Genomic DNA, 13,999 nt, shown 5'->3' with positions numbered 1-13,999 from the left:
CCCTGGGCCGCTTCCTTCAGCCCGGAATTCAGCGGGAACCGGCCTGGTGGCGCTCATGCACCGCCGGGTCGTGCCAGCCCGACGCCGAGGCGAGGCCGAGGGCGCGCTGGACCGTCTGAGGGCGGAAACCGACACGTTCGAGTATCGGCCGGAACAGGCCGGGAGCGTTCGCGGTCAGGGTGAGGGACCTGGGGACGACGACGCGGTCCGCACGGCGCTCGATGCCGCGGACGATACCGGCGATGACCTTTTCCAGCGGCACCATCTTCCACAACCCCTTGGAGTTGCCGCCCCAGAGGGCGTGCCCGGCCGGGTCCGCGGTCACGTCGTCCATCATCGGAGTGCGGAAGAACGTGGGGTGGGCGCTGCCGACACCGACACCCAGGTGGCGAACCTCCAGGCGAAGGCTGTCGCACATCGCCCACACGCCGGCCTTGCTCGCGGTGTAGGAGATCTGGAGCGGCGAGTGCACGAAGGCGGCCATGGAGGAGATCGCGAGGAGATAGCCGCGTTGGGGCTCGACGTGGGGCAGAGCCGCGCGGAAGGTGCGCCAGACGCCGTTGAGGTTGATGTCGATCACGCGCTCGTAGGCGGCAGGGTCAATGGTAGCCAGGGGGGCCATGGTGTCGATGCCCGCGCCGGCGACGGCGACATCAAGGCGCCCGAAGTGCGCGGCGGCCTCGTGCATGGCCGTCTGCAGTCCGGCGAGGTCGCGGACGTCCACGCCCCAGCCCCGGGCGACTGTGTCGCCACCCAGTTTCTCCGCCTGGGCCTGGGCCGCCTCGGCGTCGAGGTCGAGCAGTGCGAGGTTGGCACCCCGGTCGCGCAGTGCGTTGGCCAGGGCGATGCCGAGGCCGCCGGTGGAGCCGGTGAGGGCGACGGTGCGTCCTGTCAGGTCGTAACGGGTCATGACGGCCTACCTCGGTGTGTCGGTCTGCGGGGACTTGCCTGTGGGGCCGGCGGATTCCTCGAGTCGGCGCAGGAGTCGGCGCAGTTCGGGGTGGCGTTCGGCGATGAGATCGGTGACGGGGTTAAGGACGCCGCGCAGGGCCGAAATCGGTACCCACCTGCGGGGGACCATGACACGGGCCGAGCGGTTCTCGATGCCGCGGACGACGGCGTCCGCGACGCGCGTGGGGGCGATGGCCTTGCCGAGCAGGGACGGGAAGGCGATCTCGCGCATGCGGGTGGTGATGTCGTTGCTTCCGAAGGCTGCTCCAGCGATGGGCGTGTGGACCCAGCCGGGGTAGAGGACCCCGGCGCTGGCGCCGTGGATGCCGAGTTCGGCGCGCAGGGCGCGGCCGAACTGCTCGACGCCGGCCTTCGACATGGCGTAGGGGGCGTTGGTCATACCGTTGAAGTAGGCGTACACCGAAGCGGTGACCAGGACGTGCCCGCGCGCCGCGATGACGTGCGGCAGTGCGGCGCGAACGGTGCGCCAGACGCCCAGCAGGTCCACTTCGACGACGCGCTCGAACATGGCCGGGTCGATGGTGGCGATCGCCGCCGGCGGATCGGCCGCGATCCCCGCGTTGGCGAAGACGACATCCAGGCCGCCGAACCGGTGGACCGTACGGTCCACCGCGTCGGCCAGTGCGGCGCTGTCGGTGACATCCACCGACAGCGTCAGTGTCCTGTCGCCGCCGAGGTCGCGGGCGAGGGCCGATGTGGCGTCGATGCCCCGGTCGGCGAGGACCACGTTGGCTCCGCGCGAGTGCAGCGTGCGGGCGGTGGCCGCACCGATGCCTCCGGCTGCGCCGGTGATGAAGACGGTCTTCCCCGCAATCGGGTAGGTGAGCATCTCGTACCTCTTTCAGGGTGTCGTGGGTCCCGGGGCTTCACCGGGTGCGGAGCCGATGGGGACGTGCCGCGCCAGGAAGGCGAGCTGGTCCGTGACAACGCGTTCGAAAGGCTCGCCGAGGTAGATGTCGAAGTGGCCGTCGGGGTAGAGGCGGATCTCGCCGCGCGGGGCCCTGCGGGCATGGCGCAGGGTCGGCCGCGCGGGGGCCACGCTGTCGTGCTCGCATACGCAGAACAGCACCGGGCATGCGATCTTCGCGGTCCGGCGGCCCGGCCGGTAGCGGAGGATGTCCAGGGCGAACCGCGCCGCAACCTGGTTGGAGAAGGGCGCGTCGTTGGGCACGAGGGCCAGGTAGCCGGGCTCGGCGTCCGCAGCGGTCATCAACGCGGCGGATCCGGGCGGCCCCGCCGTCGCGACCATGACGGGAGGGCGCCCAAGGCGGGCGCCGACCACGTCACGGACCGCGCGGGCCATCACCTTCACCGAGGTGTCCGGGCGCATCGCCAGGGCAGAGGCGACACCATCGGTGAACAGGCCCTGGGCGATGACGGCGGCGACGGCCGGGTCCTGGGCGGCTGTCGCCAGGACATGGCCGCCGCCGAAAGAGGTGCCCCACAGCACCACGCGCCGGGGATCGGTCTCCGGCCGGGAGCGCGCGTACGCCACGGCGGCCCGCCAGTCCTGGAGCTGTCGTCTGATGCTCAGGAGCTGTCGCGGCTGACCGCCGCTGGCCCCGAAGTGCCGGTAGTCGAACACCAGGCACGCGTAGCCGGCGGCGGCGAAACGCTCGGCGTAGGCGTCCAGCCGCATCTCGCGGACCCCACCGAGACCGTGTGCCATGACCACCACGGGGCGCCGACCCCCGCCCTCGGGCAGGTACAGCCAGGCGTGAATGCTCCGGCGTCGTCCCGCAGCAACCACCGATGAGGGACAGACCGTACTCGTGGACGAAGTTCTCCTGGGCGTCGGCGAGTTCGGGCGCGGTCAGCGGGTAGTGCGCGCCCTCCTTGCCGAGCACCGGCAAGCCGGCGTTGGGCATGCACGACAGCGGGACCCGGGAGTGGCGGGCGAGGTAGCGCAGGTGCTCGCTCATCTCGGCGGGCCCGGTCGCGCAGTTCAGGCCGATCATGTCGATGCCCAGCGGTTCGAGAGCCGTCAGCGCCGCGCCGATCTCCGAACCCAGCAGCATCGTCCCGGTCGTCTCCACCGTCACCGACACGATCAGCGGCACATCCGCGCCGAGAGCATGCAGGGCGCGCCGGGCGCCGAGTACGGCTGACTTGGTCTGGAGCAGGTCCTGGGTCGTCTCCACCAGCAGCGCGTCGGCGCCGCCGGCCAGCAGGCCTTCGGCGTTTCGCTGATAGGCGTCGCGCAGCGTGGTGTAGGGGGCGTGGCCGAGCGTGGGCAGCTTGGTGCCGGGCCCCATCGAACCCAGAACCCACCGCATCCGCCCATCCGCGGCCGTGAACTCGTCCGCCGTCTCCCGGGCGATCCGTGCCCCGGCCTCCGACAGCTCCAGGACCCGCTCGGCGACCTCGTACTCCGCCAGCGCGGCGTGGTTCGCGCCGAAGGTGTTGGTCTCCACGCAGTCGACGCCGGCCTCGAAGTAGGCCCGATGGACCGAACGGACGATGTCGGGGCGGGTGACGTTCAGGATCTCGTTGCAGCCCTCCAGCTGCTGGAAGTCGTCCAGCGTCGGGTCCTGGGCCTGGAGCATCGTGCCCATCGCGCCGTCGGCCACCACGACGCGCGAGGCGAGGGCCGCACGCAGAGAGGCGCCGCTCACAGGACTTCCCCGAGGTGTGGTGTGACGGCGTCCGTCGCGACCGAGCCGTATCCGGCGCGCAGTGCCACCCTCAGGGCGCGGCGGCTGAGCGGGTACGTCTGGGTGCCGGTCGTGCCCAGGGCCAAGGAAGCCATGGCGCAGCCGAGCCAGGCCGCCTGCTCGGTCCCGAGCCGCCGGCTGTGTCCGGCGAGGAAGCCCGCGCGGAAGGCGTCTCCGGCACCGGTGGGTTCCACGACCCGCCGTACCGGAACGGCCGGGATCCGCACGAGTGTGGTGCGGGCGCTTTCGATGCGCACGCCGTCGGCGCCCTGGGTGATCACCCAGGTGTCCACCCGGTCGAGGATGTCCCGCTTGCTCCAGCCGGTGCGCTCGGTCAGCAGTTCGGCCTCGTAGGCGTTGGTGAACAGGAAGCGAGCACCGCGCACCACGTCCTGGGCCTCGGCGCGTTCGAGCACGGCCAGTTGCTGGGACGGGTCGGCGGAGAACGTGATGCCGTGTGCCCGGCACTCGCGGGCGTGGCGCACCATCGCGCCCGGGTCGTCGGGGGAGATGAGCACGTGGTCGACGCCCGTCCGGCGGGCGATCTCGGCGATCGAGATCTCCCGGGCCTCGGACATGGCCCCGGGGTAGAAGGTGCCGATCTGGTTGTTCTCGCGGTCGGTGGTGCAGATGAACCGGGCGGTGTGGGCCTGGTCGCTGACACGGACCCAGTCGGTGTCGACGCGGTGCTCCTTCAGCCAGATCCGGTAGTCGTCGAAGTCGGTCCCGGCCGCCGCCACCAGCAGCGGCTGCGCACCGAGCCGCCCCAGGCCGAAGGCGATGTTCGCGGCGACGCCGCCCCGCCGGATCTCCAGTGACTCGGCGAGGAAGGAGAGGGAGACCTGGTCCAGCCGCTCCTCGATCAGCTGCTGGGCAAAGCTGCCGGAGAAGACCATCAGCTGGTCGATGGCGATCGAACCGGTCACGGCGATACGCATGACTGCGCCTCCTGTGATGTACGCGTGATTGAGCCTGGTGGTGGGGCGGCCGTCGTGTCGTGTCAGCCGATCGCGGACCCGGCCGTCGTCTCGTGTCAGCCGATCGCGGACCGCAGTGCGGCCACACGGTCGGTGCGCTCCCAGGTGAAGTCGGGCAGTTCACGGCCGAAGTGTCCGTAGGCCGCGGTCTGGGCGTAGATCGGGCGCAGCAGGTCCAGGTCGCGGATGATGGCGGCCGGGCGCAGGTCGAAGACCGAGGAGATGGCGGCCTCGATCCTGTCCACGTCCACCTTCTCGGTGCCGAAGGTCTCCACGAACAGGCCGACCGGCTCGGCCTTGCCGATGGCGTAGGCGACCTGGACCTCGCAGCGGGAGGCGAGGCCCGCCGCGACGACGTTCTTGGCGACCCAGCGCATCGCGTAGGCGGCGGAGCGGTCGACCTTGGAGGGGTCCTTGCCGGAGAAGGCGCCACCGCCGTGGCGGGCCATGCCGCCGTACGTGTCGATGATGATCTTGCGGCCGGTCAGGCCCGCGTCGCCCATGGGGCCGCCGATCTCGAACCGCCCGGTGGGGTTGACCAGCAGCCGGTAGCCGTCGGTGTCCAGCTTGGTGCCGTCGTCGCCGAGCGCGCCGAGCACGGGCTCGACGACGAACTTGCGGACGTCCGGGGCCAGCAGGCTGTCCAGGGAGATGTCCGGAGCGTGCTGGGTGGACACGACGACGGTGTCCAGCCGCACCGGGCGGTGGCCGTCGTACTCGATGGTGACCTGCGTCTTGCCGTCCGGCCGCAGATACGGCAGAGCGCCCCCCTTGCGGACCGCGGTGAGGCGCTGGGAGAGGCGGTGGGCGAGCATGATGGGCAGCGGCATCAGTTCCGGGGTCTCGTCACAGGCGAAGCCGAACATCAGGCCCTGGTCGCCGGCGCCCTGCCCGTCGAGCTCGTCGGACTCCCCCTGGACACGCTGCTCGTAGGCCGAGTCCACGCCCTGGGCGATGTCCGGGGACTGGGCGCCCAGGGAGACGGACACCCCGCAGGAGGCGCCGTCGAATCCCTTCTGCGAGGCGTCGTAGCCGATGCCGAGCACGGTCTGCCGGACCAGGCTCGCGATGTCGGCGTAGCCCTTGGTGGTGACCTCGCCGGCCACGTGCACCTGTCCGGTGGCGATGAGGGTCTCCACCGCGACGCGTGCGGACGGGTCCTGGGCCAGCAGAGCGTCCAGGATTGCGTCGCTGATCTGGTCGGCGATCTTGTCGGGATGCCCCTCGGTGACGGACTCCGAGGTGAACAGGTTTCGGGTCACGGGTCCTCCAGCGGCGGATTCGGCGGGGTACCGGACGGTGTGCGACCGAGCCGGGATGGGTCGTCGTCTGAACAGCCCCGGGGCCGTCCCGGAGCGCTGCGGGGGATGTATGGCGCTCCGGGAACGGCTCCGGGTCCCGACAGGCTGGGCGAGTGGACTGCAGAGGTGCTCAAGGGCGGCTGGACATCCGGCAGTTGAGGACGGTCGAGCAGATCGCGAGCTGATTGCTAGCCGGTTGGCGCACCGTCGGTCGCGCACTGGACCCACCCGATGTTCCGGGGTCCACCGACGTCATGAAGGGGCTGACGGAAGCCATGCGCGTACTGTTCACGACCTGGGCCTGGCCCTCGCACCTGTACGCCCTGGTGCCGCTGGCTTCGGCCTTCCGGGCAGCGGGGCACGAGGTGCTGATGGCCAGTCAGCCCGCGCTGAAGCCGGAGATCGACCGGACCGGACTGCCCGCCGCGGTGGTGGGCGAGAACGTCGACGCGGTCGGGATGGTGCGCGGGTATGTGCTGCCGTCGGCCGCCGGCGAGTCCGCCGGCGGTCCGCAGGCTCCCAGGGAGGGCAAGGGGCCCCGGGCGCTGCGGATGTTCGAGGCGCACGCGGAGTCGATGACCGACGGCCTGGTGGAGCTGGCCCGTGACTGGCGTGCGGACGCGGTGGTGTACGAGCCGACCGCGCTGGCCGGTCCGCTGGCCGCCGCGGCGGTGGGGATTCCGGCGATACGGGTGCTGTACGGCACCGACCTGATGCTGCGGGCCCGCGGACTGCTGCCCGGGCTGCTCGCCCCGATCCTCGAACGGCACGGTCTGACGGACTTCGACCCGTTGGGAGCCGTCACCGTCGACCCGTGTCCCGACACCTTCCAGGTGGTCACCGATTACCCGCGACTGCCGGTGCGGCATGTGCCCTACAACGGCGTCGGCAGTCCTCCGGGGCCGCTGGGCCCGCCCGCCCCGGGTGTCCGGCGGGTGCTGGTGACGTGGGGTCACACCATGGCCCGGCTCAGCCCCGAACTCTTCCTCGCCGGGGAGGTCGCGGCGGCGCTGCGCGGCGCGGACACCGAGGTGGTGCTGGCGGTGACGGCCGCACAACGCGGGCTGCTGGACCCGGCCCTGCTGTCCGGTCCCGGCGCGGTCCGGGTGGTGGAGGACGCCCCGCTGCACGCACTGGTGCCGGAGGCCGACCTGGTGGTGGCGCACGGCGGTGCGGGCACTGTGCTGACCTCGCTGCGCGCCGGCGTGCCGCTGCTGCTCGTACCGCAGCTGCCCGACCACACCGGACACGCGGGGCGGGTCTTCGCGGCCGGGGCGGGAGAGGTGCTCTCCCGGGACGAGGCGACGCCGGAGCGGCTGCGCGAGGAGGCCGGGCGGCTGCTGGACCCCGAGGCGGGGGCGGCGGTGCGCGAGACGGCCCGCCGGCTGCGGGCGGAGATGCTGGACCGGCCCTCCCCCGCCGACATCGTGGGCGAACTGCGGACGAAGGTGATCTCATGTGCGGCATAGCGGGCTGGATCGACTTCCGGCGTGATCTCCGCGAGGAGGGCAGCACCGTACGGGCGATGGTCGCCACACTCGCCAATCGCGGCCCGGACGACGAGGCCGTGTGGACCGACCGGCGGGCCGCCCTGGGCCACCGCAGGCTGTCCGTCATCGACCTGGCGGACAGCACACAGCCGATGACCGCCGAGGAGGACAGCCGCACCCTGGCCGTCGTCGTGCACAACGGCGAGATCTACAACTTCCGTGAGCTGCGGCGTCAGTTGGAGGGGCTGGGACACCGTTTCCGCACCGCCGGGGACACCGAAGTGGTGCTGCGCGCCTACCTGGAGTGGGGCGAGCGCTGCGCCGAGCACCTGGAGGGCATGTTCGCGTTCGCCGTCTGGGATCCGGGCCGGGACATGCTGCTGCTGGCGCGGGACCGGCTGGGCATCAAGCCGCTGTACTACGCGAGGACCGCGCACGGTGTGCTGTTCGGCTCCGAGCCCAAGGCGTTGTTCGCCCACCCGTCGCTGGAGTGCGCGGTGGACGCCGAGGGATTCGCGGAGCTGCTGGCGTACATCGCGACACCGGGGCACGCGGTCTACCGCGGAGTCCGGGAGCTGCCGGCGGGTCACACGGCGGTGGTCGGTCGGGGCGGAGTGACCGAGTCGGCGTACTGGACGCTGCCGGCCCGCCCCCATGTCGACGACGCGGCCACCACCGTGGATGTGGTGCGCGGCCTGCTCGCGGAGTCGGTCGAGGCGCACCTGGTCTCCGACGTGCCGCTGTGCACCCTGCTGTCCGGCGGTGTGGACTCCAGCGCCATCGCCGCTCTCGCCGCCCGTGCCGGAAGCCGGCCCCGGACGTTCGCGGTCGACTTCGAGGGGCACACCGAACGGTTCCAGAAGGACTTCTGGCACGAGGACCCGGACGCGCCGTACGCCGCCGAGGTGGCCCGGCACGTGGGCACGGACCATGAGCCGGTGGTGCTGCGCACCGCGGATCTCGCCGACCCGGTGGTCGACGCGGCGGCGCTGCGTTCCCAGGACCTGCCACGCCCGATCCCGGACATGGACCGCTCGCTGTATCTGCTGTTGCGCGCGGTGCGTCAGCGCTCGACCGTGGCGCTGATGGGCGAGGCGGCCGACGAACTCTTCGGCGGTTACCGGTCGTTCCAGGATCCGTCGCTGGTGGACACCGGGAACTTCCCCTGGGTGACGATGGGGCTGAAGGTGGCTCCGCACGGGATGAGCACCGGGCTGCTGGACCCTGGACTGCTGCGGAAGATCGACGTCCCCGGGTACGCCGCCCAGCGGTACGCGGAGGCCGTGGCCGAAGTGCCCCGGGTGGAGGGCGAGTCCGATCTGGAGCACCGGATGCGGCGGGTCAGCCATGTCCATCTGACCCGCTGGATGCCGCTGCTGCTCACCCGGGACGACCGGCTGAGCATGGCGGTCGGCCTGGAGCTGCGGGTGCCGTACTGCGACCACCGCCTGGTGGAGTACGTCTACAACATCCCCTGGGAGATGAAGACCGCGGACGGCCGGGAGAAGAGCGTCCTGCGCTCCGCCGTGGCCGACCTGCTGCCCGCCTCGGTGACCGAGCGCCGCAAGAGCCCCTTCCCGATCACCCAGGACCCGGGCTACGGCCAGGTGCTCAAGGAGCGCTTCGACGCCGTGGTGAACGACCCCGCCGGGCCGGTGGCCCCGCTGCTCGACCGCGAGGCCTGCGCCCGGCTCTCCGCACAAGACCGGCCCATCGAGGTCAGCGGCTGGGGGGAGCGGCGCGACGTGGAGATGGTGCTGCAGCTGGACACCTGGCTGCGTAACTACCGAGTGCGCCTCGATCTGTGAACCGAGAACCGAGCCCGAGAACCGAGCCCGAGAAGCGAGCCCGAGAACCGACAGGAGCGGAATGCCCATGCTGAGCAAGGAACTCCAGGAGCTGGCCGAACCCGTTCTCGCCAAGGTCAAGGAGCACCCGTTCTGGGCGGGGCTGCGGGATGGTTCGCTGCCGGCCGAGTCGCTCGCGTACTTCGTCGAGCAGGACACCAGCCATCTGCTGCCCGCCTACGCCCGGGCGCTGGCCCGTACCGCCGCCGCCACCCGGTGGGACGCCCACGCCGCGCTGCTGGCCCGCTCGGTCATGGGCTCGCTGGAGGCCAGGGACCGGCTGCGCGGGGCGTACGCGGAACTGGAACCGCGGCTTCAGCTGCCGCCGGCGGCCGAGTCGCCGGAGATCACCGCGCCGACCCACGCACACTGCTCCTTCTTCCACGCGGCCACCGCCGCCACGGTGGCGGCGGGGATGGGGGCGCTGCTGCCCATGGTCTGGTTCAACCACCGGATCTCCGACGACCTGCTGGAACGGCATGTGCCGGGCTCCCGCTACGCCGAGTGGATCAAGGTCTACCACCCGGGCGAGGGCTACCAGTACGCGGTGAAGGGCTTCATGGCCGCGTACGACGAACTCGGGGAGCGCATGGCCGCGCCCGGCCGCGCCGAACTCATCGACTACTTCACGACCAGCATCCGCTACGAGTGGGCCTTCGCCGAGGCCGCCTGGTCCAGGTCCGGCTGGCCGCTGTGACCGCCGGCCACCCACGACCGCCGACCACCGCCCATTGATGAACACCGAACCGACGAGACCGTGTGTGAAGGGATCGATGTGAGTACTCACACCCCGCCCAGGTATCCGTTCGCCTGGACCCCGCCCATGCAGATGCCGGAGGCGCTCAAGGACGTCCACGAGTCCTCGGCGATGGAGGTGACGCTGCCGAGCGGTGACACCGCGACGCTGGTCACCCGTTACCAGGACGTGCGCGCGCTGTTCGCCGACAAGCGGCTGTCCCGGAACATCGCCCGGCCGGACTGTGCCCGGATCTCCAAGGACAACGACCTGTTCATGGATCCGCACATCGACCCGGACCCGCCCAAGCACACCCAGGTGCGCTCCCTGGTGACGAAGGCGTTCACCGCCCGGCGCATCGAGTCGCTGCGGCCGTACGTCCAGGAGGTCGCGGACGAACTGCTGGACGAGATGGCGGCCGGCCCCCGGCCCGCCGAGCTCAACGAGGCGTTCGCGTTCCCGCTGCCCATCAAGGTGATCTGCAAGCTGCTCGGTGTGCCCGCCGAGGACCGTGACCAGTTCCGGGGCTATGTGGACGGCTTCCTCGCGGTGACCAAGCTGCCGCCGGAGGAGATCGGCAGGGCCCGGCAGAACCTGTGGAAGTACCTGGGCGATCTCATCGAGGACAAGCGCAAGCATCCGGCCGACGACCTGATCAGCGAGTTCATCCGGGTCCGCGACGAGGACGACAACCGGATGAACGAGCATGAGCTGCACTTCTGGTGCCAGGGTCTGCTCATCGCGGGCTACGTCACCACCGCGAGCCAGATCGGCACCGGCACCGCCGTGCTGCTGCACCGCCCCGACCTGGTGCGGGAGATCCAGGCGGACTGGTCGCTGGTCCCGTCGACCGTCGAGGAGCTGCTGCGCACCCAGATCATGGGTTCCTCGGTGGGCACCATGCGCTACGCCATCGAGGACATCCCGCTCTCCGACGGCACGGTGATCAAGAAGGGCACCAGTGTGCTCCTCTCCGAGGAGGGCGCGAACTGCGACCCCCGGGTCTTCGACAAGCCCTTCGAGCTCGACATCCGGCGCCAGGAGAACCACCACATGACCTTCGGCGCGGGCATCCACTACTGCGTGGGCGCCGCGCTGGCCCGGATGGAGCTGCAGATCGCCACGGAGAGCCTGCTGCGCCGCTTCCCCGACATCCACCTGGCCAAGCCGGCCGAGAGTCTCCCGCGCGCGCTGGGCGGCTTCATGGAGGGCTTCACCGAGATCCCGGTGGACTGGTGACGGCATCCGACGACGAGGTGAGGGAGCAGCAGCCATGCGTGTGGTAGCCAACTCCGCGACCTGCGCGGTCAGCAGCCTGTGCGTCTACCGGCTCCCCGGTGTCTTCGACCAGGACGAGGAGGGGCTGGTCCTCGTCCTGGACGAGCACCCGGACACCGGGCTGCACGAGGAGGTCCGTCGCGCGGTCCGCGCGTGCCCGACGAACTCCATCCGGGTCGTCGAGAACGGCTGACGCCCCGGCGGCGGATCCTCCCCCATGGCCGTGGCCCGGGAACCGAGGTTCGGTTCCCGGGCCACGGCCATGGCACGTGCCGGGCACGTGCCATGCCACGTGCCCGGCACGACCTTTCCTGCGACGAGGCGTCCCATCGAGGGACCGGGCGAGGCCGGCGCGGCGGACTCGGGGGAGGTTCGGGGCGGCGGAGGCGAGTTCTCCGGGAGAGCTGACGTCTCCTGCGGCGGCTGCGTCTGTGTCATACGGCAAACCTCGCGCGGAGCTCAGGGGGCGGACCATCCGGCAGGCTTCGGTAACGCCCCCGCCGACCGGCGGGTACCGCCCTGCCAACCGGCGGAACCTCGTACCCGACCCGGTCCGGTGCGACCGGGCGATGGTCTTGTCCAGCCACTCGGCGGGGGTGGACCCGACGGTTGCCGGATGGGTGCGGGGCGACCGGGCTTACAGGCTGGAGGCATGACCCACCGTGCGCGGCACAAGGAGCCCGACACCTCCCTCGCCTCACCAGCTGACGAACCGGGGCATGACGTGGTCCCTCGCAGGGGCGACTTCCTGGAGTTCCTCGGCCTGGTGCTGGCTGCGGGCGCCCTCGTCCTGCTCGTCGTACGCCCTGAGCGCCCCGAAGCGTTGGTGCGCGCCCTTTCCTCGAGCACAGCCGGACTCGTCCGTTGAGCCGACACACCATCACGCCCGGTCCGCCCGGCACCGTCTATGCGGTGCCGGGCGGACCGCAGAAGGAAGGAATGTTGTGAACACCGCATCCGCCCCGGCGAAGGATGAGACGTCCCTGTCTGCCCGGGAGACGGTCAGGGCGCTGTACGGGTATGTCCGGCCGCACCGTTGGGCCGTTGCCCTTGGTCTGTTGTGTGCCCTGGTCGGGGCCGCCGGGGCGCTGTTGCAGCCGTTGGCCACGAAGGCGCTGGTGGACCGGATGGCCTCCGGTGGGACCATCGCCGGGATCCTGATCGGGCTCACCGTGCTGGTGGTGGTGGGCACGGCGGTCGAGGCGTTCGGCGCGTATGTGCTGGAGCGGACGGCGGAGTCGGTGGTCCTGGCCGCTCGACGCACCGTGGTGAGGCAGCTGTTGCGGCTGCGGATCGCGGAGTTCGAGCGGATCCCGCCGGGTGATCTGATGTCCCGCGTCACCGCGGACACGACGCTGCTGCGGGCGGTCAGCACCCAGGCGGTCGTCTCCGCGGCCACCGGCGCGGTCGCGTTCGTCGCGGCGATCGTGATGATGGCGTTCCTCGACGCCGTGCTGCTGGGTGTGACGCTCGGCGTGGTCGTGCTGGTCGGCGGGGCCGTCGCGCTGGTGATGCCGCGGATCGCGCGGGCCACCGAGCGGGCGCAGGAGGCGGTCGGGGAGATCTCCGTCGCGTTGGAGCGGGCCTTCGGGGCGTTCCGCACGGTCAAGGCGTCCGGTGCCGAGGGCCGGGAGACCGCCCGGGTGGAGGCGGCGGCGCGGCGGGCGTGGCGGCACGGCGTGAAGAGCGCGAAGTGGGAGGCCGCGGCGGGCTCGGCCGACGAACTCGCCGTACAGCTGGCCTTCCTCGCGGTGCTCGCCGTCGGCGGGGCGCGCGTGGCGTCCGGGCAGATCCCGGTCTCCACCCTCATCGCCTTCCTGCTGTACCTCTTCTATCTGATGGAGCCGGTGTCCCGGCTGGTCGACGCCGTGTCCTCCTACCAGGAGGGGTCGGCCGCCATCTCCCGGATCGCGGCCGTGGAACGTCTGGCGACGGAGCCGGTCATCGGGCGGCAGGACACCCCGCCCCGCCAGGAGGCGGCGGTGCCGGGCCCGGCGTCGGTCCGCTTCGAGGACGTGTCCTTCCGCTACCGGCCCGGTCTGCCGTACGTCCACCACCAGGTCAGCTTCGAGGTGCCGGGCACCGGGACGACGGCCTTCGTCGGTCCCTCGGGCGCGGGCAAGTCGACGGTCTTCGCGCTCATCGAGCGGTTCCACGAGGTCACCGGCGGCCGGGTCCTGGTCGACGGCAAGGACGTCCAGGACTGGTCCCTGGCCGAGCTGCGGTCTGCCATCGGGTACGTGGAGCAGGACGCGCCCGTGCTGGCCGGCACTCTCAGGGAGAACCTCGTCTTCGCGGCGCCCGGCGCGACGGACGACGACATCCACGACGTCCTGGCCCGGACGAAGCTCGACGCCCTCGTCGAGCGCCTGCCCCACGGCCTGGACACCCCGGTCGGACACCGCGGCTCCAAGCTGTCCGGCGGCGAGCGGCAGCGCGTCGCCATCGCTCGCGCCCTGCTGCGCAAGCCCCGGCTGCTGCTCCTGGACGAGGCGACCTCGCAGCTCGACGCCGTCAACGAGCTGGCGCTGCGGGACGTCGTCACCGAGGTGGCCCGCGAAACCACCGTGCTGGTGGTGGCCCACCGCCTGTCGACGGTGACCGGCGCCGACCGGATCGTCGTCATGGACGCCGGCCGGGTCCGCGCCGTCGGCACCCACGAGGAACTGGTGGATGAGGACCCGCTGTACGCACAACTGGCGGCCACCCAGCTCCTGACCCCCGCCCGATGACCCCACCACACG

General features: G+C 71.5%; 12 protein-coding genes and 1 pseudogene. 7 read left to right on the top strand and 6 right to left on the bottom strand.

The window, feature by feature from the left end:
- Positions 1-28: 28 nt before the first annotated feature.
- The 6 genes and pseudogenes from CES90_RS47895 to metK form a co-directional block, all read right to left on the bottom strand.
- Positions 29-910 carry an SDR family NAD(P)-dependent oxidoreductase gene (locus CES90_RS47895; protein WP_189788747.1) on the bottom strand — a complete coding sequence of 294 codons (882 nt, stop codon included), beginning with the start codon at positions 908-910 and terminating at the stop codon, positions 29-31.
- Positions 911-916: 6 nt separating this feature from the next.
- Positions 917-1,801 (bottom strand): short-chain dehydrogenase/reductase, encoded by an 885-nt coding sequence (locus CES90_RS47890; RefSeq protein ID WP_189788746.1) that lies wholly within the window; start codon positions 1,799-1,801, stop codon positions 917-919.
- A gap of 12 nt (positions 1,802-1,813) precedes the next feature.
- The gene (locus CES90_RS47885; RefSeq protein ID WP_332836417.1) at positions 1,814-2,641 is read right to left on the bottom strand and encodes an alpha/beta hydrolase; all 828 of its coding nucleotides are present in this window, start codon (positions 2,639-2,641) and stop codon (positions 1,814-1,816) included.
- 10 nt (positions 2,642-2,651) lie between these two features.
- Positions 2,652-3,587 (bottom strand): annotated as a pseudogene (locus CES90_RS47880) (homocysteine S-methyltransferase family protein); the annotation flags it as partial.
- Positions 3,584-4,564: a carbohydrate kinase family protein gene (locus tag CES90_RS47875; protein WP_189788742.1), complete on the bottom strand. Its 981-nt coding sequence runs from the start codon at positions 4,562-4,564 to the stop codon at positions 3,584-3,586. The gene CES90_RS47875 and the pseudogene CES90_RS47880, both read right to left, overlap by 4 nt.
- Before the next feature lie 95 nt (positions 4,565-4,659).
- Positions 4,660-5,865, bottom strand: a complete 1,206-nt coding sequence (gene metK / locus CES90_RS47870) for a methionine adenosyltransferase (protein ID WP_189788741.1) — start codon at positions 5,863-5,865, stop codon at positions 4,660-4,662.
- A 314-nt stretch (positions 5,866-6,179) separates the two neighbouring features.
- Here metK and CES90_RS47865 point away from each other — a divergent pair, with 314 nt between their 5' ends.
- The 7 genes from CES90_RS47865 (at position 6,180) to CES90_RS47835 (ending at position 13,987) form a co-directional block, all read left to right on the top strand.
- A complete protein-coding gene (locus CES90_RS47865) occupies positions 6,180-7,373 on the top strand; it encodes a nucleotide disphospho-sugar-binding domain-containing protein (RefSeq protein WP_189788740.1) in 1,194 nt (397 codons plus the stop codon).
- Entirely contained in the window at positions 7,361-9,202 is a 1,842-nt protein-coding gene (asnB, locus tag CES90_RS47860) for an asparagine synthase (glutamine-hydrolyzing) (RefSeq protein WP_189788739.1), read from the top strand. The genes CES90_RS47865 and asnB overlap by 13 nt, the downstream gene beginning before the upstream one ends.
- Positions 9,203-9,269: 67 nt before the next feature.
- Positions 9,270-9,938, top strand: a complete 669-nt coding sequence (locus CES90_RS47855; protein ID WP_189788738.1) for a TenA family protein — start codon at positions 9,270-9,272, stop codon at positions 9,936-9,938.
- 78 nt (positions 9,939-10,016) lie between these two features.
- Positions 10,017-11,216 (top strand): cytochrome P450, encoded by a 1,200-nt coding sequence (locus tag CES90_RS47850; protein WP_229914555.1) that lies wholly within the window; start codon positions 10,017-10,019, stop codon positions 11,214-11,216.
- Between the two features lie 34 nt (positions 11,217-11,250).
- On the top strand, positions 11,251-11,448 hold the full coding sequence (locus CES90_RS47845; protein ID WP_189788737.1) for a ferredoxin: 198 nt from the start codon (positions 11,251-11,253) through the stop codon (positions 11,446-11,448).
- Positions 11,449-11,907: 459 nt separating this feature from the next.
- The gene (locus tag CES90_RS47840) at positions 11,908-12,123 is read left to right on the top strand and encodes a hypothetical protein (RefSeq protein WP_189788531.1); all 216 of its coding nucleotides are present in this window, start codon (positions 11,908-11,910) and stop codon (positions 12,121-12,123) included.
- 76 nt (positions 12,124-12,199) lie between these two features.
- Positions 12,200-13,987 carry an ABC transporter ATP-binding protein gene (locus tag CES90_RS47835; RefSeq protein ID WP_189788532.1) on the top strand — a complete coding sequence of 596 codons (1,788 nt, stop codon included), beginning with the start codon at positions 12,200-12,202 and terminating at the stop codon, positions 13,985-13,987.
- The last annotated feature ends 12 nt before the right edge of the window (positions 13,988-13,999 follow it).

It is taken from the genome of Streptomyces capitiformicae (assembly GCF_002214185.1).
In the GTDB taxonomy this organism is placed as follows: Bacteria; Actinomycetota; Actinomycetes; order Streptomycetales; family Streptomycetaceae; genus Streptomyces; species Streptomyces capitiformicae.
The sequence above is the reverse complement of the archived record's forward strand: the minus strand, read 5'-3'. Positions and strand labels throughout refer to the sequence as shown.